The sequence below is a fragment of the Pseudomonas sp. FW215-R2 genome (assembly GCF_058789255.1).
In genome coordinates, this window is sequence record NZ_JBYTBO010000019.1 from 54,305 (window position 1) to 79,247 (window position 24,943).

Genomic DNA, 24,943 nt, shown 5'->3' on the forward strand with positions numbered 1-24,943 from the left:
CACCCGTAAAAAATGCCCACGATGATGTGGGCATTTTCCGTATATATCCCCTATCAAAATGTCGGACATTTCACCCGCAGCAGTAAGCAATCCGCCTTCGGCAATACCCTGCAAACCTGCGACATACCACGTCGCAGCGGCGGCGTAGGAACATCCACCTCTCGCCCCTACCCTTTGCGCTCTCCCCTTTGAAGGCCATGGAAGCGCATGCAAAGAACACTCATCGATATCCCGCCACTAAAAACGCTTGGCTTCTGTCTAGCCATCACGCTGTTCGAGTGGCTGACCTACATGGCCAGCGACATGATCATGCCGGCCATGCTCAACGTCACCGCAGACCTCGAGGCTGATCCACGGCATATCCCCAACGCGTTCAACCTGTACCTGCTCGGAGGCGTCTGCCTGCAATGGCTCATCGGACCACTGTCCGACCGGTTTGGCCGGCGCCCCTTGTTGCTCATCGGTTGTGCGCTCTTTGCGATGACCTGTCTGGCTGCAATCGCCACGCCCGGCATTGAAGCCTTCAATGCATTACGGCTTCTGCAAGGCATGGGACTGGGATTCGTGGTGGCTGTCAGCTATCCCGCGCTCCAGGAAGTGTTCTGTGAGGCGGATGCCGTGCGGCTCATGGCGCTGCTGGGCAACGTTGCGCTGCTGTCGCCGCTGCTTGGCCCGTTGTTGGGCAGCCTGTTGCTGGAATGGCTGAGCTGGCGCGAACTGTTCCTGGCCCTGGGCCTGGTCGCTGCCATCGCGTGGGCCGGGCTCTACGTCTGCATGCCGGAAACCATCGGGGTCGTTCGCCGAGACGGCGGCCAGCAGGCGCCGATTCCGTTGTCGTGGCGACAGACATTTCGTCGATACCTGGCCCTGCTGCGCAACCCGAGGTTCCTCGGCGCGAGCCTCGCGCTCGGGTTGATGAGCCTGCCGTTGATAGCGTGGATCGGGCTCTCGCCCCTGCTGTTGATCCAGCGGCTTGCCTTGTCCACGCGTGAATACGCCTTGTGGCAGATACCGATCTTTTCGGCGGTCATCGTCGGCAATCTGATTCTCGACCGTTTGCTGACCTCGCGCGAATTGGTGCAGTTGATTCGCCTGGCGCTCTGGCCGTTTTGCCTCGGGCTCTTGACCCTGCTGGCGGGTGCTCTGACAGACCTACCCCTTGGTTTGTTGATTTCAGGCCTCGCGCTGTACGCCGTGGGGCTGGGCATGAGCAATGCCGCGCTGTATCGACTGGCGCTGTTTTCCAGCGATGACAGCAAAGGCCTGGTCTCTGCCGCAGTGGGCATGATCTCGATTGCAGTGATGGGCACCGGCGGTTCGCTCATCGCGGTAATCGTCGGCGGTGCCCGCCTCGATTCCTTCGCCCTTTGGGCTGCACTGGGCGGGCTGCTGAGCCTGCCTCTCTTGTACCGGTTTCTGCGTGAACCTCCGGCAGAAACCGCTTCCTCGACACATCAATAAGGACGCCTGATGTTCCATTTCCCCCACAGCGACGCGCTCTGTGCGTTGTCGCAACCCTATTGCCCGGAATCCGTACCGGCGGGGTTTTTCGATCAGGCCATGGCCGAAATCAGCCGTTTTCACAGTGAACACACCCCCGGGTATGAACACTGGTTGAACGCCAATGGACTGACCGTGACGGATCTGGACAGCCTCGACGACTGGTCGCGACTGCCACCGATCTTCGCCAGTTTCTTCAAACAGCAACAACTGCTCAGCCCGACCGGTGCAGACGCACTGGAACTGACATCGTCAGGCACCAGCGGCGAGAAAAGCCGCATGCGCTATGACGAACGCAGTCTGGCCGCCGCCCAATACATGGTCGAACGGATCTTCCACCACTATGGCTGGGACAGTCCGCAAACGCCGTGCAACTACTTGCTCCTGAGCTACGAGCCTGAAGCCAGCATTACCTTGGGAACGTCGTTCACCGACCAGTTCCTGTGCCGGTTCGCTCCGGTCAACCGCGTGGTGTATGCCTTGCGTCGGACCGGTGACGGTCACGAGTTCGATGGCTTTGGCGTCATCTCGGCGTTGCAGTCTTTTGCCGAAGAAGGCCTGCCGGTGCGAATCTTCGGGTTTCCTGCATTTCTCTGGCAGACCCTGCAACGCATGCAGACCACTGGCGTGGCCGATCTGCAACTGGCAACTGACTCCCTGGCGCTGTTTGGTGGCGGCTGGAAAACCAACGCCGCGCAGGAGATCCCCCGCCGGAAGCTTTACGAGCGTATCCACCAGCAATTGGGAATCGACATCGCCCGCTGCCGCGACGGTTACGGTGCGGTCGAGCATCCGGTGCCTTACCTCGAATGCGCTCACCATCACTTCCATGTGCCGGTCTATTCGAAGGTATTTGTGCGTAGCCCATCCGATTTCACCGTCCTGCCCTATGGTCGGCCGGGGTTACTGAGTGCGGTATCGCCCTACATTTCTTCGAGCCCCGCCCATGCGGTGGTCATGAGCGACCTCGCCACCCTGCACCCCGGCGCAAGCTGCGGCTGCGGTCTGGACAGCGACTGGTTCGAACTGCATGGCCGCGCCGCCACCACCGCTGGCAGAAGCTGCGCGATGGCGGCGTCCGAACTCTTGGGGAGGCACTGATATGTACCTGATCAATGGACAACTTCACGCGGACATCGGATTCGATACCGCTCTGGATCAGTTGCGTCAGGCCCTGCCCCAACGCCTGAACTCGCCTCTGCACAGCGAGACGGTCATCCATGCGGCGGCCACGCTCGCCCTTCGGTTGGGCGACATCAGCCTGACCCTGCCGCTCGACGCCGAACAACGCGAGTCACTGATCGAGTTCTGCCAGCCTCAAGGTCTGCGGCGCAAACTCGAACGGGAGCTTGGCGTTCAACCCGCTACACTGCGGCGCTTCGACTATCGCCAACCACGTTTCGAACGCTGGAGCCCGCTGGGCCTGGTGGTCCACATCACCCCCGGTAACGCGGCACTTCTGGCGTTCTGCGCAGTGATCGAAAGTCTGCTGGCCGGCAACGTCAACTGGCTGCGTCCCAGCAGCAGCGATCAGGGGCTGACCGCGCAATTGCTCCACGCGCTGACGCAATGCGACCCCAGCGGCCAACTCGCAGGGCATGTCGCTGTCGTTCCGGCGACCACCGCGCAAATCGGCCAGCTGTGCCAATGGGCCAACGGCGTCTCGGCCTGGGGCGGCGAATCGGCACTCCAAGCGATTCGCCAGCAAATCCCCGCCGGATGCCGCTGGATCGATTGGGGACATCGCATCAGCTTCGTTTATCTGACACCGGACGCCGCCTCACCTCAGGCGCTGGACGCCGTGGTGGACGAAGTCTGCCGACTCGATCAGCAAGCGTGCTCGAGCCCGCAATGGTTGTTGGTGGACAGCGACGATGAGACCGTACTACGCGGTATCGGTGAGGGTCTGGCCAAAGCATTCGAACGCCGCGCCGGACAATGGCCGGCATTGCTGCCAACGATTCAGGAAGCCTCGCAAATCACCACCGACACCGCCATGGCCAGGCTCGCACACAGTTTCGCCGAAGTGGCTGGCGAGGTCTGGACAGCACCGGGCTGGCGGGTGATCTGGACCCATGACCGACCATTGAAGCCTTCGCCACTGTTTCGCAGCCTGCTGCTCAAGCCACTGCCGCACACACGGGTGATCGAGACCCTGATGCCATGGCGAAACGTGCTGCAAAGCTGCGCCCTGATCTGCCCGGAGCAGCAGATTGCAGAGCTTTCACAGCTGCTGATCACCGCCGGCGTCACCCGGGTTGCTCCGACGGAAGCGATTCACGATGGCTACGACGGCGAACCTCACGACGGCGTCTATGCCCTGCAACGCCTGAGCCGGCGAGTCTCGGTCAGTCTGTCGCCGACAAAACTGCCCTCCCACGCCACGCTCAATGGCTCAGGCATTGCGCCCCGTGTGATGAACCTGCCGATCATGAGCAAGGAAGCGTTCATCGCCCGCCCGATCAACGCTTCGGCCCAACTGTATTTCCGTTCCGGCGGCAGCAGCGGCGTGCCGGCCTTGTCTGGTTTCAGTTATCGGGACTTTCGCCAACAGATGCGCGCTACAGCCGATGGTCTGTTTGCAGCGGGTCTCGATCCACGTCGGGACCGGGTGATGAACCTGTTTTTCAGTGGCGGTCTGTATGGCGGTTTTTTCAGTTTCTCCAAAGTACTGGAGCAACTGGACGTCACTCACCTGCCGATGGGTGCCCCGGCCGATGATGACTACCGGGAGATTGCGCAATTGATCGTCGATCAGCAGGTGAACACGCTGATCGGCATGCCAAGCACCCTGCACCGTTTGTTCCTCAACGAACAAACGCGTCTGCGCACCTATGGCGGGGTCGAAAAAGTATTTCTCGGCGGCGAACACCTCGGCGAGCAGAGCCGGCAGTTGCTGCAAGACTGCGGCGTCAGCCTGATCCGCTCGGCGATCTACGGCAGCGTCGACGCCGGACCGCTCGGTCACGCGTGTTCAGCCAGCGGCGACGGTGTGTTTCATCTTTTGAGCGATATCCAGCACCTGGAAATTGTCGCGTTCGAAACCGACCAGCCAGTGCGTGACAACGAGACCGGTCGCCTGGTGTTCACCTCCCTCGCTCGAGAAGGTCAGGACGTTCAGCGTTATGACGTCGGCGACAGCGGCCGCTGGGTGCCCGGACGGTGTGGCTGTGGTCTGCAGACGCCGCGCTTCGAACTGCTTCAGCGCCACGGCAGGCTGGTGCGCATCGGCACCGATTTCATCTGCCTCTCGGAACTGGCGCAGCACCTGCAGACCGAGTTTCAGGTGATCCTCGAACATGCCCCCGACGGACTGGAATGCATGAAATTTCTAAGTGTGCTCGAACCCCAGGACGTGCATCGCCGACTGCTGGGTTACCCGACGCTGGCAACCCTTGTGCAGACCGGGCTGCTGACAGTGGACGCGCAGGTCTGCGCCATCGACCGGTTCACCCGAAACAAACACAGCGGCAAGACGCCGCTGCTGATCGATAACCGAGGAGCCCGCGCCTCCTCCGTTCTGCAAGGAGCACACCATGATCCCAAGGATTGAATTGCAGGAGCTGGTCGCTTTTGCGCGTCAGCATTCAAGCTTTTACGCCAGCCACTTTGCCAGCGTCCCCGAGCAGGTAACGGCACTGACCGATTTACCCGTGATTGACCCCGCGCACTACTGGAAAGGCAGCCAGGACCTTGACCGCTGGCCGGTATTGACCGCAAGCCTGGGCAACGCACTGGTGTTCAAAACCGGAGGGACCACCAGCGATGGCAAACTGTCGGTCTTCGAGCGGCGGGAATGGCAAACGCTGGTGGAGGATTTCGGTCGCAGCCTCACCGGGCAACTGAACAAGGGCGATCGGGTCGCCAACCTGTTTTTTGTCGGCGACCTGTATGCCAGTTTCATCTTCACTCACGATGTGCTGGCGCATGTCGAGCCGGGTGTCGTGGAATTCCCTTTCACCGGCCATGTCGAGTCGACCGTGCTGGCCGATTCGATTTCCCGGCATCGGATCAATGTACTGGCCGGTTTACCGGCCCATTTGTTGACCTTCGCCGCGTGGCTGGAACATCAGGGACGCCGGCTGGAGTGCATCGAATGCCTGCTCTACGGCGGTGAAAGCCTGTTCCCGGCGCAGTTGCAACTGCTCGGCCGGGTGTTCCCCAATGTACGCGTCGCCTCCATGGGGTATGCCAGCGTCGATGCCGGCTTTATCGGCGCCAGTCATCGCGACTGCGCCCTGGGTGAACACCGGATGGCGCAGGGCCACAGCGTGCTGGAGATCCTCGACGAACAAACCGGTGAGGTAATCGAAGAATGCGATCGCACAGGCCGCCTGGTGATGACCAATCTCACCCGGCGGTTGATGCCGCTGATTCGTTACCCGGTCGGCGACCGCGCCTGTTGGCGAGAACTCGAGCGAACGCCCACGCGCAAATTCGCGCTGATGGGCCGCAGCGCCGACAGCCAGCGAGTCAGAGTGGGAATCCTGACACTGCTGCCCGATGAAATCGGCGATACGGTGCAACGCCTCACCGGCAGTGACGATTGGCAACTGGTGATCGAACAGGCCGGAACGAAAGACATCCTGCGCCTGAAATGGGCTCCGGACGCTGTGCAACCTGCTTCGGCAGACACCGACCGGAGGCTGCACCACGCGTTGATTGAACACTACCCGTTGATCGAACAACTCAATGCCGATCACTTGCTGGACGTGGAGATTCACTGCTGCACGGTTCAGGACCTGTCACGCCATCCGCGCTCCGGCAAACGCCAGCGCGTACTGGATCTGCGCGTCTACGACAGCCCGCCCATGGAACACCGCTGATGGAAACAGTTACCCTGCGCAGTTACCGCAACAGCGACGCTGTGGCCGTGAGCAACCTGTTCCGAAAAACCTACGGCGATCTTTACGCCCAGCCTCACGTCTATCTGCCCTGCATGATCGATCGCAACCATGCGCTGGGTCGCTGGCACTCTCTGGTCGCCGTCGCCGAAGATCAAATGCTGGGACACGCGACCTTGATTCGTGCCAAGGGATCGCACATCGCCGAGCTGGCATTGAGCGTAGTTGCCCCCGAAACCCGAGGTCAGAACATTGCCACTCGCCTGGGACGGCAGCTGTTGATTCATGCGCAAGCGCTGGGATACCGGGGCGTGACGATCAAACAGGTCACCGGCCATCCCTACACACAGCGCATGGCAGCCAGTCTCGGCTTTCAGAGTGTCGGATGGCTGCCCGACCATGTCCCGTCTCCGTTCAATGCCTCGGCGCGGGAATCGCTGGTCATCGGTTACACGCCTGTCGACGATAACCGACGCCCGCTCCCGACCCAGGCGTGGCCCGAAAGCTGCCGGGATTTCATGAGGCAGATGTGCAGCGTGTTCGGAACACAGGACAAGGCCGCGCCCTGGGTGGGCGAACCAGTACAGCTGGAACAACAATTGAACCGGTATGAAGGCATTTTCAAAGAGCTCGATGGCGGCTTGCTCAAGCAGTTGCAGGAACTGCCGGCGCATTGGCTCATTTCAGTCAGGCTCAGGCTGGCAAAGGAATTCGCAAGCGCTTTTCACTTGCTGACGACGGCAGGATTCGTGTTCACCGGGCTGGTGCCGGATGAGAGAGGAGCTGGCTGGCTGGCGTTGTTTCATCGTGGCGCCAGGCCACCGGCGTTGACGCTGATTTGCCCGCAGATGCAGCGGCTGCATGACGACCTGCAATCGCTCATTGCCAAGCCATCATCGTCCGTGTAACGCAAGAATGCCCAGGCCCTGCGCATCGGAGGGCCTGGTTTTACGCGATCAAGCCTTGGCGCTGACGCCTTTGTCGGTCGGAGGCGGACGTTCACCGCCCTGTCCGTAGGTTTTCAGGCTCTGCAGCACATAAATGGCTTTCTTGTACTCCGGGATCAACGTATTGGCGTACTTGTTGCCCTTGAGGCTGTTGTTGTTGATGGTGTCCAGTTGCGTGGCGAAATATTCCAGCGCATTGAACTTGGCATCCGGGTCTTTCTGAATGCCGAAACGATCGAACTTGTCACCGGCATTGAGCAGCGTCATCGAGGTCACTTCGGAAATGAGGCCCCGGCTGCGCAGGAAGTCAGTCAGTTTGCCCAATTGCTTGGGAGTGACGTTTTCCGGATCGAACCCCTTGATGTTCTTGTGCAAACGCTGCTTGTCCATTTCCGCCGTGTTGAGAACGGTGGGGTCGTTGCCGACCAGGGCCAGCATCTGCTTGACCTTCACGCTTTGAGAAACCGGTTTGCCCGAGCTCCCTGCATCTCGAACCAGCAAACCTGCCTTGGGCTGCCACGCGCCGGTATAACCAACGGTCATGAGCGTGCTCCTTGCGAAAAGAACATGAAAATATCCTTGTGGAACGTCTTGAGTTGCCCGGAGTATCGGCCGGCAAACTGATGTCACCAATCTGTTTTTCACTTTTTTACAAATTTTGTACATTCTCGATACAAAGCACTGCAAGCCCCGCAGATATTGAGCCAGAGCCGCTTGGCCAGTCCGGCGAAAATCGGCTTTTTACTCTAACGAACGGGCTGGTTAGTTTGCATGTGTCGGATCTGTTACTTGCCGGTCAGCGTTTCAAAACTTTTTAGCACGTGAGTACCTAAAGCTTCCTCGCGCCGCGACGATACGTAAGGGATACCCCTACTGTTTTACTCCTCGCCCCTAATAAGAAACGCTGCTCAAGGACCGGTCTCCATGCCCGCATTCCGTACCATTCAGGCTCGCTACACGCTGTTTCTGGTTCTATTTATCCTGTTGCTGTCGGTCCTGACCGTGGTAGGCATCAGCCAGTTGGTCGCGCCGAAACTGCGTCATACCGAAGAGCAGGTGGTGCTCAACCGCATTGCCGAGGTCGCCGAGCAGATCCAGGGCGAACTGAACAAGGTTCAATCGCAGCAACGCAGCATCACCCAGACCATCCCGCTGCTCGACAGTGCCGCCATCGATACGGTGCTGCCGGGGCTGGTGGACCAGTACGGTGAATTGAAAGTATTTGGCGGTGGTATCTGGCCACTGCCCGGTCAGCGTGAGGCGGGACGCAACAAGTTCAGCACCTTCTGGCATCGCGACAGCTCCGGCAAACTCGCCGTGAACACCTTCTGGAACAGCGACGCAGCGCCCAACTATTACGACCAGAGCTGGTACAAGGGCGGCCTGCAGACACCGCGCGGCCAATGCGCCTGGGCCGCCGCCTATAAAGACGATGCCAGCGCCGAGCCACGCACCAACTGCGCCATGGCCATTCAGAAGAACGGCACGACCTGGGGTGTATCGACCATCGACGTGACGCTGGGCTTCTTCAACGACCTGGTGGCGCGCAAGGAAAAAGACCTCAGTGCCGAAATGCTGATCGTCGAGGCCGACGGCAAAATCATCAGCAACAGTTCGCGCATCAATGGCCCGATCGTGCTGAAAAACATCAGCGAGCTGGCTGGCAGTTCACCTTTCGCGAGTCAGGTAAAGGCTGGCTTGCAGCAGCGTGATCAGGCCCAGCGCGTCGAGTTCGACAACAACGGTGAAGCCAGCACCTTCTTCATGCGCCCGATCGAAGGCACGCCTTGGTTCCTCGCCACCGCCCTGCCGACCAAATTGATCACCGCCCAGCGCGATGACGTGCTCAGCACACTCAGCCTGTTGCAGATCCCGCTGGTGATCCTGCTGGTGCTGTGGCAGGTCTATGCGATCCGCCAATTGATCCAGCGCATGAAGGCCCTGAAAGCCAACATCGATCTGCTGTCCAGCGGCGATGCCGACCTGACCCGCCGCATCACCATCCGCGCCGAAGACGAACTCGGCGCGATCGGTCACTCGGTCAACACCTTCATTGCCTATCTGCAGAACATGATCGGCGAAGTCACCCAGGCCACCGGCGCCATGGCCTCGAGCCTCGACAACCTGCAACGTACGTCGGCGCACACCAGCCAGATCCTGCTGCGCCACGCCTCGGAAACCGACCAGACCGTCACCGCGATCAACGAGATGAGTTCGACCGCTGAAAGCGTCGCGCAGAACGCGGCAGAAACCGCCGCCTTCACCCAGCGCGCCAACGAAAACGCCGACCGTTCGCGGGTGGTGGTCGGCGAAGCGTCGAGCAGCGTGGTCGCGCTGATCGACGAAGTGGCCAGCGCCACGCACAAGGTCGAAAGCATGCAACAGGACGCGCAGCGCATCACCGAGATTCTCGGGGTGATTGGCGCCATTGCCGGCCAGACCAACCTGCTGGCGCTGAACGCCGCCATCGAAGCCGCCCGCGCCGGTGAGCAGGGCCGCGGCTTTGCGGTGGTGGCCGACGAAGTACGCGCCCTCGCCGCTCGCACCCAGGCCAGCACCTCGGAAATCAACGAAATGTTGACCCGTCTGACCCAGGGCGTGAGTTCGTCGGTCAGCGCCATGGAAAACACCCAGGCCAGTTGCCAGTCGGCCGCCGACGCCACGGCGCGAGTCAACAGCGGCCTCGACGAGATGGCCGGCTCGGTCAGCCACATCAACAGCCTCAGCACGCAGATTGCCACCGCCGCCGAACAGCAAAGCGCCGTCACCGAAGAGATCAACCGCAGCATGGTGCAGATCCGTCACATGGTCGATGAACTGGTGCAAAGTGGTCAGGCCAGCGAGCTCAACACCCGACAGTTGCTGGAAGCCAACAGCCGGGTCGGCGCGATCATGGGCCGGTTCAAGGTGCGCTGATCCTGACAGATCTGTCATCTCTCGCTCAGCGGGCTGTCAGCCTTGATCTACGATCATGCTGGCAACCCGCCTTGTATTACTTGGAAACACTCCGTTGATGCCGGGCGGAAAATTCCGGTCAAAATGCGTTTTTTTTACCCCGAGCCGAGAGCCCTCCATGCGAAACCACCTGCGTCTGGCCGCCCTGAGCGCGCTATTCATCTCCTCCCTGGCGCAAGCCGCCGACCTCATCCCGATCGAAGTCCATCGCGACGCCAACTGCGGCTGCTGCAAAAAGTGGATCAGCCACCTGGAAGCCAACGGTTTCAAGGTCGAGGATCACGTTGAAGCCGACATGAGCAGCTTCAAGCAACAACACGGCGTGCCACCACGTCTGGCGTCCTGCCACACCGCAATCATCAACGGCAAATTCGTCGAAGGTCACGTCCCCGCCGAACAAGTGCTGGCGCTGAGCAAGCGTGACGATCTGCTTGGCGTGGCGGCACCGGGGATGCCGATGGGCTCGCCGGGCATGGAAATGGACGGTATGAGCGATGCCTATCAAGTCATCGGCCTGAAAAAGGATGGGGCTGATGTGGTGGTGGCGGATTACCCGGCCCATTGATGACAGCGGGTTACATCGGGCTGTTCTTCGCCGCGTTTGGCGCCGCCACACTGCTGCCGCTGCAATCGGAAGCGGTGCTGGTCGGGCTGCTGGTCAGCGATCGCTATTGGCTGTGGGGGCTGCTGGCGGTGGCGACGCTGGGCAATGTCCTCGGTTCGCTGGTCAACTGGTGGCTGGGGCGAGGACTGGAGCGGTTTCAGGGTCGGCGCTGGTTTCCGGTCAGCCCGAAGCACATGGCCCGCGCTCGCATCCACTATCAACGTTATGGTCACTGGTCGCTGCTGCTCAGCTGGTTACCGGTCATCGGTGATCCCCTGACGCTGATCGCCGGGGTCATGCGTGAACCGCTCGGGCGATTCCTGTTGATCGTCACCCTGGCCAAAGGCGCCCGTTATGCGGTGCTGGCAATGCTCACGCTGGGTTGGCTCGGTTGAACGATCAGGCGCGGGCATTGCCTGTGTTTAACGTCGCCCTAATCCGGCCGTTCCAGCATCGGCCGATTTCCTGTGGAGTTGTCTCATGTCTGTGTCGCTGACCCGCTGGCTGCCCGGCCTGTTGCTGACCGCTGCCCTGCCCCTGTTTGCTCACGCCGAAGGCCCGCAATACGGCCCGGAACTGCAAGGTTTCGACTATCCCTACACCCTCAAGCATTTTGCCTTTCAGTCCCAGGGCAAATCATTGCAGATGGGTTACATGGACGTCGCCGCCCACGGCAAGGCCAACGGGCGCACCGTGGTGCTGATGCACGGCAAGAATTTTTGCGGCGCCACCTGGGACAGTTCGATCCAGGCCCTGAGCGAGGCCGGTTACCGGGTGGTTGCGCCAGATCAGATCGGCTTCTGCACCTCCAGCAAACCCGATCACTACCAGTACACCTTCCAGCAACTGGCGGCCAACACCCAGCAATTGCTCAAGGCGCTGGGCATTCAGAAAGCCACCCTGCTCGGCCACTCCACCGGCGGCATGCTGGCCACCCGCTACGCCCTGCAATACCCGGATCAGGTCGAGCAATTGGCGCTGGTCAACCCGATCGGTCTCGAAGACTGGAAAGCCCTTGGCGTACCGTATCGCAGCGTTGACCAGTGGTATCAGCGCGAACTGAAAGTCACCGCCCAAGGCATCCGCGACTACGAGCGCAGCACCTATTACGGCGGTCGCTGGAAACCCGAATTCGACCGCTGGGTCGACATGCTCGCCGGCCTGAGCAATGGGCCGGGCAAGACTCAGGTCGCATGGAACTCGGCGCTGATCTACGACATGATCTTCACCCAGCCGGTGTACTACGAGTTCAAGGACCTGAAGATGCCGACCCTGTTGCTGATCGGCACCTCCGACACCACAGCCATCGGCAAGGACATTGCGCCACCCGAGGTGAAAGCGAAAATCGGCCACTACGACGTGTTGGGCAAACAGGTCGCCAAACTGATTCCGCAGTCCACATTGGTGGAATTCCCCGGCATGGGCCATGCCCCGCAGATGGAAGAGCCGACGCAGTTCCATCAGGCGCTGCTCGGCTGGCTGAACAAAACCAATCCCGTTCGTTGAGGAGTCAAGGCTGATGGCGGTGCAGATTGCGGTGATCGATGACTGGCAGGACGTCGCGCGTGATGTGGTCGACTGGTCGGTGCTCGACAGTCTCGGCGAAGTGACCTTCGTCCATGATTACCCGGCGGACAACGCCACGCTGGCCGAACGCCTCGGGCGGTTCCAGGTGATTTGCGTGATGCGCGAACGCACGCGCTTCGATGAAGACCTGCTCAAGCGTTTGCCGAACCTCAAGCTGCTGGTCACCGGCGGCATGCGCAATGCAGCGCTGGACATGCCGGCCGCTGCCCGGCTCGGGATCAAGGTCTGCGGCACCGACAGCTATAAGCATGCTGCGCCGGAACTGACCTGGGCGCTGATCATGGCCGCCACCCGCAACCTGGTGAACGAGGCCAACGCCCTGCGTGCCGGCCAATGGCAGCAAGGTCTGGGCGGCGACCTGCACGGCAAGACCCTGGGCATTCTCGGGCTCGGCAGTATCGGCCAACGGGTGGCGCAGTTCGGTCAGGTGTTCGGCATGCGGGTGATCGCCTGGAGCGAGAACCTGACCGCCGAGCGCGCCGAACAGGCCGGTGTCACCTATGTCAGCAAGCAGCAATTGTTCGAACAGGCTGACGTTTTGTCGGTGCACCTGGTGCTCAGCGACCGCAGTCGTGGCCTGGTCGATGCTCAGGCGCTGGACTGGATGAAGCCAACCGCCCTGCTGGTCAACACGGCGCGCGGGCCGATTGTCGACGAAGCCGCGCTGATCAAGGCCTTGCAGAAACAGCGCATCGGTGGCGCAGCCCTGGATGTGTTCGATGAAGAACCGTTGCCGGCGCTGCATCCGTTTCGCACGCTGGACAATGTGCTGGCCACGCCTCATGTCGGATACGTCAGCCGACAGAACTATCAGCAGTTCTTTTCGCAGATGATCGAGGACATTCAGGCCTGGTCAGCGGGAGAACCGATTCGTCTGCTGAACTGACCTTCCTCCGATTCGCGGGCAACCCCTGCCCGCGAAGCAGCACCCACTGACCGCACGCCAACACAACTGTCCGCACCGCAACAGTGCACACGCACTTTCCTCGCGCCCGAAAACGTGACCAGCCGGTCACCGTTTTGCACCGTCCGCCCCTTCAAACATGCACTTCGTCGGTGCGATCACCCGCTCAAAGCCACGGTTTCCGTGAGCCTGCAACAGATTGTCGAACAATTCGTCCGATTGCCCTGGCCCGCTCTAGGATCTGGCCTAGACTGGTTTTCGCGGGGCGAAACCGGTCGGTCACAATGTGGAAATTTTGTCGAAACTTTTGCTGATCGCGACGGGTCATCTGAAAGACAAGGCCAAGGCGACTGGTTCATTCCTTGCAATGGCCTCTTCACCCATTCTGCTTGCGCGTGTTGGGTAGCGTTTGCTCACCGATGCGTGGCGCGTTTGCGCCCGGCCACAGGATTTGGCCATGGACATCGCTTGTTCAAGACAAGAATCAGATCAACAAAACGGGAGATTCATATGATCAGTGCGGCATTGGATATTCAGGGAGAGCGTGCTCATCAGCCGGTCGGCGAATCGAGCACCGTGAGCGTTCCCGGCAGCCGGTCGATCAACGTCCCGGGCACCAAGACGCTGACACCGCTAGCCAGTCAGAATCCCAACAAGAAGAAAGTGTTGTTCGTGACCTCGGAAATCGCCGATCTGGTGAAGACCGGCGGTCTTGGTGACGTTTCTGCCGCCCTGCCCCGCGCGATGGCGCATCTGCATGATGTCCGGGTGCTGATCCCCGGTTACCCGCAAGTGATGAACAGTGAAAATCCGATCCACATCATCGGCGAACTGGGCGGCCACGCCGCGCTGCCACCGTGCAAGATCGGGCGCATGGACATGCCTGACGGCCTGGTCATTTATGTGTTGATCTGCCCTGAACTCTACGCTCGCGACGGCGGCCCTTATGGCGCCAACAACGGACGCGACTGGCCGGACAACCACATCCGCTTCGCCCGCCTGGGTCTGGCCGCCGCCGATATCGCCGCCAACCTCGCACAAATCCACTGGTGCCCGGATCTGGTGCACGCCCATGACTGGCCGGCCGGTCTGGCGCCCGCCTACATGCACTGGCGCGGGCAACGCACGCCGACCCTGTTCACCATTCACAACCTCGCCTATCAAGGCGTGACCAGCCTCGGCTCGTGCCCGGAACTCGGGATTCCCGCCCATGCCCTGCAACAGGAAGGCATGGAGTTCTACGGCAAGATGTCGTTCCTCAAGGCCGGCATGGCCTATTCGAGCCACATCACCACGGTCAGCGCCACCTACGCGCAGGAAATCACCACCCCTGATTTCGGCTGCGGCCTCGACGGCTTTCTCGCCGCCAAGACCCAGCAAGGTTTGCTCAGCGGCATCCCCAACGGTATCGACGAGAGCTGGGACGCCGCCACCGACCCGCACCTGTTCGCGCCGTTTGCCATCGGCGACTGGGAAGGAAAAGCCGTCAACGCCGCCCACGTACGCGAACTGTTCGGTCTGAAAGACTCCGAAGGCCCGCTGTTTGCCGTGGTGTCGCGGCTGGTTTATCAAAAAGGCCTGGACCTGACCGAAGCGGTGTCGGAGTACATCGTGCAGAACGGCGGCCAGATCGCCATCATCGGACGCGGCGAGCCGGAAGAGGAACAGGCCATGCGCGAACTGGCCCTGCGTTTTCCCGGCCAGATCGGCGTGCGCATCGGCTTCAATGAAACCGACGCCCGGCGGATGTTCGCCGGCAGCGATTTCCTGCTGATGCCGTCGCGTTACGAACCTTGCGGCTTGAGCCAGATGTACGCCCAGCGTTTCGGCTCGCTGCCGGTGGCGCGCAACACCGGCGGGCTGGCCGACACCATTGAAAACGGCGTCACCGGGTTCCTGTTCAACGAGTCCACGGCTGACAGCTACCGCGAGGCCCTGAGCCGCGCGTTCAAGGTGTTTGCCTTCCCGGATCTGCTGCACGCCATGCGCTGCCGGGCGATGGCTGCCCCGTTCAACTGGTGCAAGGCCGTCGAACCCTACGCCGAACTCTACGAACAACTGGTGGCCAAGGCGCTGGGTAAAACGCACCACAAATAACCAGGGAGGTTTTCAACGATGCCGTTACGGTCCCTTGAAACCTGGCCCCACGGCGCGATCATGCTGGATGCCGACCACACGCAATTCGCGTTGTGGGCGCCGGATGCGTTTTACGTCAGCGTCGAGCTGGGCAACGGTCGCTCTCTGCCCATGCTGCCGCAGGCTGACGGCTGGTTCGTGATCAAGAGCCGCTGCCCCGCCGGCAGTCGCTACCGCTACAACATCGACGGCGAACTGGAGGTGCCCGACCCGGCCTCCAGGGCGCAGGACGGCGACCTCGACCGCCAAAGCGTGGTCGTCGATCCGCACGCCTATGCCTGGCGGAATACAACGTGGCAGGGTCGGCCCTGGAACGAAGCAGTGATTTACGAGCTGCATGTCGGTGCCCTCGGCGGTTTTGCCGAAGTCGAGCAGCATCTGGCGCGCCTCGCCGGGTTGGGCATCACCGCCATCGAACTGATGCCGATTGCGCAGTTTCCCGGCGAGCGCAACTGGGGCTACGACGGCGTGCTGCACTACGCGCCGCAAGCTTCCTATGGCACGCCGGAACAACTCAAACACCTGATCGACAGCGCCCACAGTTATGGCCTCGCGGTGATTCTTGACGTGGTCTACAACCACTTCGGCCCCGACGGCAATTACCTGCATCGCTACGCCAAGGGTTTCTTTCGCGAAGACAAACACACCCCGTGGGGCGCGGCCATTGATTTCCGCTGCCGCGAAGTACGGGACTTTTTCGTCGAAAACGCCTTGATGTGGCTGCTCGAATACCGTTTCGACGGACTGCGCCTGGATGCAGTGCATGCCATAGAAAGCCCCGACTTCCTGCCTGAACTGGCGCAGCGCATACGGCAGCAGATCGATCCGTCGCGGCATGTCTGGCTGACCGTGGAGAACGAGCACAATCAGGCCAGCCTGCTGGAAGACGCCTACGATGCCCAGTGGAACGACGACGGCCACAATGCCCTGCACGTGCTGCTGACCGGCGAAACCGATGCCTATTACGCCGACTACGCCGAACACCCCACCGAGCAATTGGCCCGCTGCCTGAGTCAGGGTTTTGTGTTTCAGGGCCATCTGACCCGCCACGGCACACCCCGTGGCGAGCCGAGCGAACATCTGCCGTCCACCGCGTTCGTGCTGTTCCTGCAGAATCATGACCAGATCGGTAACCGCGCCTTCGGCGAGCGCCTGCATCAACTGGCCGATCCGCGCGCGCTCCAGGCCGCCACGGTGTTGTTGCTACTGTCACCGATGATTCCGCTGTTGTTCATGGGTGATGAATACGCTGCCGAGCAACCGTTCCAGTTCTTCACCAGCCACCACGGTGAGCTCGCGAAGCTTGTGCGCGAAGGCCGGCGTAACGAGTTCGCCGCGTTCAGCGCCTTCGCCGATCCGCAACGCCGCGAGCAGATTCCCGATCCCAACGCCGAGCAGACGTTCCACGCCTCGCAACCGAGGCTGATTGGCAGCGGCACGCCGAAACAGCAGACAACGCTTGCGCTGTATCGACACCTGTTGCAGCTGCGCCACCAACACATCACCCCGCATTTGCCCGGCACCCAGGCACTCGGTGCACAGGTGCTGGGGTTTGGCGCCGTGAGTGCACGCTGGCGTCTGGGCGATGGCAGCGAGCTGCGAATCGACCTGAACCTCAGCAACACGCCAGTGGTCAACCCACCACAGGCCGACGCGGTGTGGCTCTTGCAGCAACCGCCCGCCGCCGGCCTGCCGGACGCGGGCCGACTGCCCCCGCATTGCGCGCTCGTCAGCCTCACGGCCGCAACCCCTTTGCCACCCCTGGATGGAGAGCGCCTATGAGCGATGCGCAACTGGAAATTCTCGCCAGCCGAGCCGGCCTTGCGGTCGACTGGATCGATGCCAATGGCCGCCCGCAAAAAGTCGCGCCGGCCGTGCTGCGCAATGTCCTTACCGGGCTCGGTCACCCGGCCGGTTCAGCCCAGGAAATCGACGCCAGCCTGCTGGAACTGCAACAAGTGCAACAGGACCGCCAACTGCCGCCCTTGCTGACCGCCGATGTCGGCACGGATCTGGACCTGGCGCGCTATTTCGAACCTGAAAGTCCCTGTGAGATTCATCTGGAGGACGGCACGCGGCTGTCGCTCAAGCTGGATGCCGATGCGGTGTTGCCCGGTGAGATCCCGGTCGGCTATCAGCAAATTCACATCGCCGGTCAACAATTCACCCTGGCCGTGGCCCCCGAGCGCTGCTACAGCGTGGGCGATGCCGTGGACAGCCCGATCCCCCGCGCCTGGGGCCTGAGCGTTCAGCTTTACAGCCTGCGCCGCCCCGGCGACGGTGGTTTCGGCGACACCCAGGCGCTCGAGGAACTGGCCCGCAGCGCCGGCGAACGCGGTGCCGACGCTTTGGCGATCAGCCCGCTGCATGCGATGTTCAGCGCCGACACCGGGCGCTATAGCCCGTATTCGCCGTCCAGCCGCCTGTTTCTCAATTCGCTGTATGCCGCGCCGGGGACCATTCTCGGCGAGCGCGCCCTGCGTGATGCCATCGACACCGCCGGCCTCAACGATCAGTTCCAGCAACTGGAAAACCTGAAACTGATCGACTGGCCCAGCGCCGCCGACGCCAAGCAAAAACTGTTGCAAGCGCTGTACGAAGGTTTCACCCGTGGCGAACATCCGTTGCAGGCGGATTTTTCCAGTTACCGCGACGCGGGCGGCGAAGCGCTGGAAAACCACTGCCGCTTCGAAGCGATTCAGGAAATGCGTGCCGCCCGGGGCGAAAATCTCGACTGGCGTGAATGGCCGGAGCACTGGCACGACCCGCGAGGTGCCGCCCTCGGTGCGTTTGCCGAGGAATACGCCGAGCGCATCGGCTACTTCGCGTTTTGCCAATGGTTGATCCACCGCTGCCTGGAGCGTGCACAAAACGCCGCTCGCAGCGCCGGCATGGGCATCGGCCTGATCGCTGATCTGGCGGTGGGTGCCGACGGCGCCGGCAGTCAGGCCTGGAGTTTTCAGGACGAATTGCTGGCGTCGCTGACCGTCGGTGCGCCACCGGACATCCTCAATCGCTCCGGCCAGGGCTGGGGCATCTCTGCATTCTCCCCGGAAGGCCTGATACGCAATGGTTTTCGTGCCTTCATCGACATGCTGCGCGCCAATTTTGCCCACGCCGGCGGCTTGCGCATCGACCACGTCATGGGCCTGCAACGGCTGTGGGTGATCCCCAACGGCGCAGCCCCGGCGGACGGTGCTTACCTGTATTACCCGGTGGACGACTTGCTGCGGTTGCTGACCCTCGAATCCCACCGCCATCAGGCGATCGTGCTGGGCGAAGACCTCGGCACCGTACCCGATGGCCTGCGGGAAAAACTGATCGCCCGCGCCATGCTCGGCATGCGCGTGCTGTTGTTCGAGCAGGACAACACCCATTTCAAACCGATCCTCGACTGGCCGGACAACGCGCTGGCCACCACCAGCACCCACGACCTCCCGACGCTTAATGGCTGGTGGCATGGCCGGGACATCGACTGGAATGCGCGACTCGGGCTGATCGACGCCAACGGTGAAATCGACTGGCGCCGTTATCGCGAACGCGAGCGCGAAGGCCTCCGGGGTGCCTTGAGCCAGGACCCGCAGAATTTTCGCGAGGAATCCCACGAGGCCGATCAAGTGGTCGACGCCAGTGTCCGTTTCCTCGGCCACACCCGCGCGCCGCTGGTGCTTCTACCGCTGGAAGACGCGTTGGGCCTGGACGAACAGGCCAATCTGCCCGGCACCATCGACACCCACCCCAACTGGTCACGGCGCCTGCCGGGCACCAGCGAAACGTTGCTCGACGGGGTCGATGCCGCGCGACGTCTGGAACTGCTCGCCTGCGCCCGCCTTCAGGCGGCCGAGCGTGACCAATGAGTGCACCGCCAGGCCAGTCGTTGCGGGCCACGGTGCGCCTGCAATTCCATAAAGGTTTCACCCTCGATCAGGCAGTGCCGCTGGTGGCGTACTTTGCCCGGCTCGGCATCAGCCATGTTTACGCCTCGCCGCTGCTCGCCGCCCGCGCCGGTTCCATGCACGGCTACGATGTGGTCGACCCGACCCGGGTCAACCCTGAACTCGGCGGCGAACCAGCCTTGCGCCGGCTGGTCGCGGCCCTGCGTGAACACGGCATGGGGCTGATCCTCGACATCGTCTCCAACCACATGGCGGTCGGTGGCGGTGACAATCCGTGGTGGCTCGATTTGCTGGAATGGGGCCGGCTCAGCCCCTATGGCGAGTTCTTCGATATCCAGTGGCACTCGCCCGATCCGTTGATGGAAGGCCAGTTGCTGCTGCCCTTTCTTGGCAGCGATTACGGCGTCGCGTTGCAGGACGGCACGCTGCCGCTGGTGTTCAACGCCGAGTGCGGTACCTTCCACGTCGAGCATTACGAGCATCACTTCCCGATCTGCCCCGGCGATTACGGCGAACTGCTCAAAGCCGACGAGCCGGCGAACGAGGCGCTCAAGTCGCTGGCCGATCGCTTCAGCACCCTCAGCTACCAGACCGACGCCCGCTCGCTGGCCATCCCGCTCAAGGAAGAACTGCAGCAACTGGCCAGCGACCCGCACATCCTGCAAACCCTTCAGCGCAACCTCACGCGCTACGACTCAAAGACCGACGACGGTTTCCAGCGGCTGCATCAATTGCTGGAGCGGCAAAGCTACCGCCTGGCCAGTTGGCGCACGGCGGCGGACGACATCAACTGGCGACGCTTCTTCGATATCAACGAACTCGGCGGTTTGCGCGTCGAACGGCCTGCCGTGTTCGAAGCTACCCACGGCAAGATCTTCCAGTTGATCGGAGAAGGCTTGATCGACGGTCTGCGCATCGACCACATCGACGGCCTCGCCGATCCTCGGGGTTATTGCCGCAAGTTGCGCCGACGCCTCGACTTTCTGGCGCCGGGGCGACACTTGCCGATCTACGTCGAGAAAATTCTCGGCGACGGTGAAACCCTTCGCGCCGACTGGGCGGTGGATGGCAGCACCGGTTACGAGTTCATGAATCAGCTGTCGCTGCTGCAACACGACCCGGCAGGTGAACACGTGCTCGGCGACTTGTGGCAACGGCGCACCGAGCGCCCCGCCGCGTTTATCGAAGAAGCACGGCTGGCACGTCAGCAGATTCTCAACGGCTCGCTGGCCAGTGATTGCGAAAGCGTTGCCCAGGCGCTGTTGCAAGTGGCGCGGGACGACCTGATGACCCGCGACCTCACGCTCGGCTCGATCCGCCGGGTGTTGCAGGCGTTGATCGTGCATTTCCCGGTGTATCGCACCTACATCAGTGCGCTGGGCCGTTCGGCGCAGGACGAGGTGTTTTTCCAGCAGGCCATGGAAGGTGCGCGCCAGACATTAAGCGAAAGCGACTGGCCGGTGCTTGAGTCCGTGTCCGCCTGGCTCGGCGGCCAGCCGTGGCGGCGCAAACCCCGTGGGCGTTCGCGCAAGATCCTGCGCCACGCCTGCGTACGCTTTCAGCAACTGACCTCACCCGCCGCCGCCAAAGCCGTGGAAGACACCGCGCTGTACCGCTCGGCGGTGCTGCTGTCGCGCAATGACGTGGGCTACAACACCGAACAGTTCAGCGCCCCGGTCAGTGATTTTCACGCAACAAACCTGCAACGTCTGGCGACATTCCCCGACAACCTGCTGGCCACCGCCACCCACGACCACAAACGCGGCGAAGATACCCGCGCGCGCCTGGCTGTGCTCAGCGAGCGAAGCCACTGGTACGCCGAACAGGTCGAGTTGTGGCGCGCCCTCGCCCGGCCGCTGCGCAGCGACGATCAGATGCCGTCGGCTGCTGACGAGTTGATCCTCTATCAGGCGCTGCTCGGCAGTTGGCCGCTGGAACTGCACAACGACGATCAAGGTGGTTTCACCGACTACGCCAAACGCATCTGGCAATGGCAGCAGAAAGCCCTGCGCGAAGCCAAGTTGCAAAGCAGCTGGAGTGCGCCGAACGAAGCCTACGAAAACGCCGCGCAATCCTTCACCGAGCAGCTGTTGTTGGCTCCCGAAGGTGAACTGTTGCGCGGAGCACTGGCCAAGAGCGTCAACAGCATCGCCGCGGCCGGCGCCCTCAACAGTCTGGCGCAAACCTTGCTGCACATGACCGTACCGGGCGTACCGGATCTGTATCAGGGCAACGAGTGCTGGGATTTCAGTCTGGTGGATCCGGACAACCGCCGGCCGGTGGACTACAGCTTGCGTGAACAATCACTGAAACCTGTTTCCGTATCGGAACTGCTGTCGAACTGGCGCAACGGGCGCATCAAGCAAGCGTTGATCGCTCAGGTACTGAACCTGCGCGCCGAACACACCGAGTTGTTTCGCCGCGGCTCGTATCAGGCCCTCGAGGTGCTGGGCAGCCAGGCGCACAACGTGCTCGCGTTTGCCCGCGAGCATGGGGGCCAACGGGCAATCGTCATCGTGCCGATCCGTTGCGCAACACTGCTGGAAAACGGTGCCGTCCCGCAGGTCGATGCGCTGCGCTGGGGCGATACGCGGGTCGAATTACCGTTCGCCGCCTTGGACGAAAATCTGAAGGGACTTTTTTCGAGCACCGCAGTCACAAAAAACAGGGAGCTGGAGGTCAGCGCTGCGCTGGGGGATGTCCCGGTCAATCTGTTTATCCAACACTTCTAGAAGCATGAGTTCAGTTCAGGAGCATTGCGATGAGTACCGACGATAAACGCATCCGCGAATTCGCCTATCAGATCTGGGAATCGGAAGGTAAGCCCGAAGGCCATGAAGCCCGCCACTGGGAGATGGCGCGCAAACTGGCCGAGGCCGAAGCTTTGGCACCGAAGAAATCGCCGAAGGCGGCGACTGGCAAAACGGCAGCCACCAAAGCCTCTGAGGCCAAGACGCCTGCGGCCAAGCCCAAGGCCACGACGGCCAAAGCCAAACCGGCGAGTGCCGCGAAAGTGATACCACCGGGCGAAAAAGCCACCGAGAAAAAGCCCCGCGCACCCCGCAAGCCCCCGGCAGCCTGAGGCTTTTCGAACCGTTGAACTGAATGGCCGTGTGGCGGGTTCGCTCGCCACCGAGGGTTCACTCGCCCTTTAAAAATGCCCACCCCGATTTGCAGGAGCAATCATGACCCGTCCAAAGAAAGCCGAGCCCGCCGCACACGCCGAGCCCTCGCGAATCCGTGAAGGCCTGCCCTTCCCGCTCGGCGCGACCTGGGATGGTCTGGGGGTGAACTTTGCGCTGTTTTCCGCCAACGCCACCCGCGTCGAACTGTGCATTTTCGACGATGCCGGCGAAGTCGAACTCGAACGCATCGAACTGCCGGAATATACCGACGAAATCTTCCACGGCTACCTGCCCGACGCACACCCGGGCCTGATTTACGGCTACCGGGTCTACGGCCCCTACGACCCGGCCAACGGCCACCGCTTCAACCACAACAAATTGCTGATCGATCCCTACGCCAAGCAACTGGTCGGCCAGTTGAAATGGTCCGAAGCGCTGTTCGGCTACACCATCGGCCACCCGGATGCCGACCTCAGTTTCGACGAGCGTGACAGCGCGCCCTTCGTACCCAAATGCAAGGTCATCGACCCGGCGCACACCTGGGGCAACGACCATCGCGTCAGCGTGCCGTGGGACAAGACCATCATTTACGAAACCCATGTGCGCGGCATCAGCATGCGCCACCCCGCCGTGCCGGATAACGTGCGCGGCACGTTTGCCGGGCTGATGGTCGACGATGTGCTGGAACACATCCGCAAACTCGGCGTGTCCACTGTCGAGCTGCTGCCGATCCACGCCTTCGTCAACGATCAGCACCTGCTGCACAAAGGCATGACCAATTATTGGGGTTACAACAGCATCGCCTTCTTCGCCCCGGACCCGCGTTATCTGGCCAGTGGCAAGATCGCCGAGTTCAAGGAGATGGTCGCGCACCTGCATGAAGCCAATCTCGAAGTGATTCTCGACGTGGTCTACAACCACACCGCCGAGGGCAACGAGCAAGGCCCCACCCTGTCGATGCGCGGGATCGACAACGCTTCGTACTATCGGCTGATGCCGGACGACAAGCGCTTCTACATCAACGATTCCGGCACCGGCAACACCCTCGACCTGAGCCACCCGTGCGTGCTGCAAATGGTCACTGATTCGCTGCGCTACTGGGCCAGTGAAATGCACGTCGATGGTTTCCGCTTTGACCTGGCAACCATTCTTGGCCGCTACCACGACGGTTTCGACGAACGTCACAGCTTCCTCGTCGCCTGCCGCCAGGACCCGGTGCTGCGCCAGGTGAAACTGATCGCCGAGCCGTGGGACTGTGGCCCCGGTGGCTATCAGGTCGGCAACTTCCCACCGGGCTGGGTCGAATGGAACGACAAGTTCCGCGACACCGTGCGTGCATTCTGGAAAGGTGACGACGGTCAGCTCGCCGACTTCGCCAGCCGCATGACCGCTTCCGGCGAGATGTTCAATCAGCGCGGCCGCCGTCCCTATTCGTCCGTGAACTTTGTCACCGCTCACGACGGTTTCACCCTCAACGATCTGGTGTCCTACAACGACAAGCACAACGAGGCCAACGACGAAAACAACCAGGACGGCAGCAACAACAACCTGTCCTGGAACCACGGCGTCGAGGGGCCCACCGACGATCCGGAAATCAATGCGCTGCGTCACCGGCAGATGCGCAACTTCTTTGCCACCCTGTTGCTGGCCCAGGGCACGCCGATGCTGGTGGCCGGCGACGAGTTCGCCCGCACCCAGGACGGCAACAACAACGCCTACTGCCAGGACAGCGAGATCGGATGGGTCAACTGGGGCCTGAGCGAGGACGGCAAGGCGCTGCTCAAATTCGTCAAACGCCTGATCAAGCTGCGCCTGACCTACCCGATCCTGCGGCGCGGGCGTTTTCTGGTGGGTGAATACAACGAAGACATCGGGGTCAAGGACGTGACCTGGCTGGCACCGGACGCCACGGAAATGACCACCGAACACTGGCACGATGCACACAACCGCTGCCTGGGCATGTTGCTCGATGGCCGCGCCCAGGAAACCGGCATCCGCCGTAAAGGCGCCGATGCGACGTTGCTGCTGGTGGTCAACGCCCATCACGACATCGTCAACTTCACGCTGCCGGAAGTGCCTGAAGGCAGTTTCTGGACCTGCATGGTCGACACCAACCAACCGTCGATCCGCGGTCAGGAGCGCTTCGATTTCGGGCATCAATATTCGGTTACAGCGCGCTCGTTGCTGTTGTTTGAACTGCAACGCGACGAAGAAGACTGACCACAAGACACCGACACATCGGCCTCCACCGCTGGGTCTGCGATCACGACTTGAGAGTTACGGCACAGCTTGAATAAAAAAACCGGAGCAGATTGATCTGCAACGCGACGAACCGTGCGTCTTGAGCAATACTCAGCATCGCGGCAATCCAGGGTTCGGAGCGCTGCAGGGTTATCAACCAGCCTTCAAGGGTCAGACACGCATTGCCGTGGGTGACTGAAGGCT

At 61.7% G+C, this 24,943-nt stretch carries 17 protein-coding genes; 16 read left to right on the forward strand and 1 reads right to left on the reverse strand.

Features of this window, described 5'->3' with window-relative positions; translation table 11 throughout:
• Window positions 1–207 precede the first annotated feature (207 nt).
• Genes AC3WRD_RS23135 through AC3WRD_RS23155 form a run of 5 tightly spaced genes read left to right on the forward strand, consistent with a single transcriptional unit; the run spans window position 208 to window position 7,252 of the window.
• Window positions 208–1,461: an MdfA family multidrug efflux MFS transporter gene (locus tag AC3WRD_RS23135; RefSeq protein ID WP_102621350.1), complete on the forward strand. Its 1,254-nt coding sequence runs from the start codon at window positions 208–210 to the stop codon at window positions 1,459–1,461.
• A 9-nt stretch (window positions 1,462–1,470) separates the two neighbouring features.
• On the forward strand, window positions 1,471–2,601 hold the full coding sequence (locus tag AC3WRD_RS23140) for a LuxE/PaaK family acyltransferase (protein ID WP_102621351.1): 1,131 nt from the start codon (window positions 1,471–1,473) through the stop codon (window positions 2,599–2,601).
• A 1-nt stretch (window position 2,602) separates the two neighbouring features.
• Window positions 2,603–5,053: an aldehyde dehydrogenase family protein gene (locus AC3WRD_RS23145; RefSeq protein WP_102621352.1), complete on the forward strand. Its 2,451-nt coding sequence runs from the start codon at window positions 2,603–2,605 to the stop codon at window positions 5,051–5,053.
• Window positions 5,037–6,326: a phenylacetate--CoA ligase family protein gene (locus AC3WRD_RS23150; RefSeq protein WP_102621353.1), complete on the forward strand. Its 1,290-nt coding sequence runs from the start codon at window positions 5,037–5,039 to the stop codon at window positions 6,324–6,326. The genes AC3WRD_RS23145 and AC3WRD_RS23150 overlap by 17 nt, the downstream gene beginning before the upstream one ends.
• Complete coding sequence (locus AC3WRD_RS23155; protein ID WP_102621354.1) at window positions 6,326–7,252, forward strand: GNAT family N-acetyltransferase; 927 nt, start codon at window positions 6,326–6,328, stop codon at window positions 7,250–7,252. Before AC3WRD_RS23150 ends, AC3WRD_RS23155 begins: the two co-directional genes overlap by 1 nt.
• A 48-nt stretch (window positions 7,253–7,300) precedes the next feature.
• Here AC3WRD_RS23155 and AC3WRD_RS23160 read toward each other — a convergent pair whose 3' ends face one another.
• Window positions 7,301–7,834: a hypothetical protein gene (locus AC3WRD_RS23160; RefSeq protein ID WP_096820282.1), complete on the reverse strand. Its 534-nt coding sequence runs from the start codon at window positions 7,832–7,834 to the stop codon at window positions 7,301–7,303.
• A 381-nt stretch (window positions 7,835–8,215) separates the two neighbouring features.
• On the opposite strand from AC3WRD_RS23160, the gene AC3WRD_RS23165 reads away from it, so the two are divergent.
• The 11 genes from AC3WRD_RS23165 to glgX all read left to right on the forward strand — a co-directional run bounded on the left by AC3WRD_RS23165 (window position 8,216) and on the right by glgX (window position 24,718).
• Window positions 8,216–10,207 carry a methyl-accepting chemotaxis protein gene (locus AC3WRD_RS23165; protein WP_096820281.1) on the forward strand — a complete coding sequence of 664 codons (1,992 nt, stop codon included), beginning with the start codon at window positions 8,216–8,218 and terminating at the stop codon, window positions 10,205–10,207.
• Between the two features lie 157 nt (window positions 10,208–10,364).
• A complete protein-coding gene (locus tag AC3WRD_RS23170) occupies window positions 10,365–10,811 on the forward strand; it encodes a DUF411 domain-containing protein (protein WP_096820280.1) in 447 nt (148 codons plus the stop codon).
• On the forward strand, window positions 10,811–11,245 hold the full coding sequence (locus AC3WRD_RS23175) for a YqaA family protein (RefSeq protein ID WP_102621355.1): 435 nt from the start codon (window positions 10,811–10,813) through the stop codon (window positions 11,243–11,245). The genes AC3WRD_RS23170 and AC3WRD_RS23175 overlap by 1 nt, the downstream gene beginning before the upstream one ends.
• 85 nt (window positions 11,246–11,330) lie before the next feature.
• On the forward strand, window positions 11,331–12,356 hold the full coding sequence (locus AC3WRD_RS23180; protein WP_102621356.1) for an alpha/beta fold hydrolase: 1,026 nt from the start codon (window positions 11,331–11,333) through the stop codon (window positions 12,354–12,356).
• 13 nt (window positions 12,357–12,369) lie between these two features.
• A complete protein-coding gene (locus tag AC3WRD_RS23185; RefSeq protein WP_102621357.1) occupies window positions 12,370–13,323 on the forward strand; it encodes a D-2-hydroxyacid dehydrogenase family protein in 954 nt (317 codons plus the stop codon).
• A 528-nt stretch (window positions 13,324–13,851) separates the two neighbouring features.
• Window positions 13,852–15,438 carry a glycogen synthase GlgA gene (gene glgA / locus AC3WRD_RS23190; RefSeq protein WP_102621358.1) on the forward strand — a complete coding sequence of 529 codons (1,587 nt, stop codon included), beginning with the start codon at window positions 13,852–13,854 and terminating at the stop codon, window positions 15,436–15,438.
• An 18-nt stretch (window positions 15,439–15,456) separates the two neighbouring features.
• On the forward strand, window positions 15,457–17,259 hold the full coding sequence (treZ, locus tag AC3WRD_RS23195) for a malto-oligosyltrehalose trehalohydrolase (protein WP_102621359.1): 1,803 nt from the start codon (window positions 15,457–15,459) through the stop codon (window positions 17,257–17,259).
• A complete protein-coding gene (gene malQ / locus AC3WRD_RS23200; protein ID WP_102621360.1) occupies window positions 17,256–19,334 on the forward strand; it encodes a 4-alpha-glucanotransferase in 2,079 nt (692 codons plus the stop codon). Before treZ ends, malQ begins: the two co-directional genes overlap by 4 nt.
• The gene (locus AC3WRD_RS23205) at window positions 19,331–22,105 is read left to right on the forward strand and encodes a malto-oligosyltrehalose synthase (RefSeq protein WP_102621361.1); all 2,775 of its coding nucleotides are present in this window, start codon (window positions 19,331–19,333) and stop codon (window positions 22,103–22,105) included. Before malQ ends, AC3WRD_RS23205 begins: the two co-directional genes overlap by 4 nt.
• Before the next feature lie 29 nt (window positions 22,106–22,134).
• Window positions 22,135–22,455, forward strand: a complete 321-nt coding sequence (locus AC3WRD_RS23210; protein WP_102621362.1) for a DUF2934 domain-containing protein — start codon at window positions 22,135–22,137, stop codon at window positions 22,453–22,455.
• Between the two features lie 103 nt (window positions 22,456–22,558).
• On the forward strand, window positions 22,559–24,718 hold the full coding sequence (glgX, locus tag AC3WRD_RS23215; RefSeq protein ID WP_102621363.1) for a glycogen debranching protein GlgX: 2,160 nt from the start codon (window positions 22,559–22,561) through the stop codon (window positions 24,716–24,718).
• Window positions 24,719–24,943 lie beyond the last annotated feature (225 nt).

Coding starts and splice junctions, on each gene's coding strand:
- AC3WRD_RS23135 (WP_102621350.1), top strand. CDS start 208: ATGCAAAGAACACTCATCGATATCCCGCCACTAAAAACGCTTGGCTTC.
- AC3WRD_RS23140 (WP_102621351.1), top strand. CDS start 1,471: ATGTTCCATTTCCCCCACAGCGACGCGCTCTGTGCGTTGTCGCAACCC.
- AC3WRD_RS23145 (WP_102621352.1), top strand. CDS start 2,603: ATGTACCTGATCAATGGACAACTTCACGCGGACATCGGATTCGATACC.
- AC3WRD_RS23150 (WP_102621353.1), top strand. CDS start 5,037: ATGATCCCAAGGATTGAATTGCAGGAGCTGGTCGCTTTTGCGCGTCAG.
- AC3WRD_RS23155 (WP_102621354.1), top strand. CDS start 6,326: ATGGAAACAGTTACCCTGCGCAGTTACCGCAACAGCGACGCTGTGGCC.
- AC3WRD_RS23160 (WP_096820282.1), bottom strand. CDS start 7,834: ATGACCGTTGGTTATACCGGCGCGTGGCAGCCCAAGGCAGGTTTGCTG.
- AC3WRD_RS23165 (WP_096820281.1), top strand. CDS start 8,216: ATGCCCGCATTCCGTACCATTCAGGCTCGCTACACGCTGTTTCTGGTT.
- AC3WRD_RS23170 (WP_096820280.1), top strand. CDS start 10,365: ATGCGAAACCACCTGCGTCTGGCCGCCCTGAGCGCGCTATTCATCTCC.
- AC3WRD_RS23175 (WP_102621355.1), top strand. CDS start 10,811: ATGACAGCGGGTTACATCGGGCTGTTCTTCGCCGCGTTTGGCGCCGCC.
- AC3WRD_RS23180 (WP_102621356.1), top strand. CDS start 11,331: ATGTCTGTGTCGCTGACCCGCTGGCTGCCCGGCCTGTTGCTGACCGCT.
- AC3WRD_RS23185 (WP_102621357.1), top strand. CDS start 12,370: ATGGCGGTGCAGATTGCGGTGATCGATGACTGGCAGGACGTCGCGCGT.
- glgA (WP_102621358.1), top strand. CDS start 13,852: ATGATCAGTGCGGCATTGGATATTCAGGGAGAGCGTGCTCATCAGCCG.
- treZ (WP_102621359.1), top strand. CDS start 15,457: ATGCCGTTACGGTCCCTTGAAACCTGGCCCCACGGCGCGATCATGCTG.
- malQ (WP_102621360.1), top strand. CDS start 17,256: ATGAGCGATGCGCAACTGGAAATTCTCGCCAGCCGAGCCGGCCTTGCG.
- AC3WRD_RS23205 (WP_102621361.1), top strand. CDS start 19,331: ATGAGTGCACCGCCAGGCCAGTCGTTGCGGGCCACGGTGCGCCTGCAA.
- AC3WRD_RS23210 (WP_102621362.1), top strand. CDS start 22,135: ATGAGTACCGACGATAAACGCATCCGCGAATTCGCCTATCAGATCTGG.
- glgX (WP_102621363.1), top strand. CDS start 22,559: ATGACCCGTCCAAAGAAAGCCGAGCCCGCCGCACACGCCGAGCCCTCG.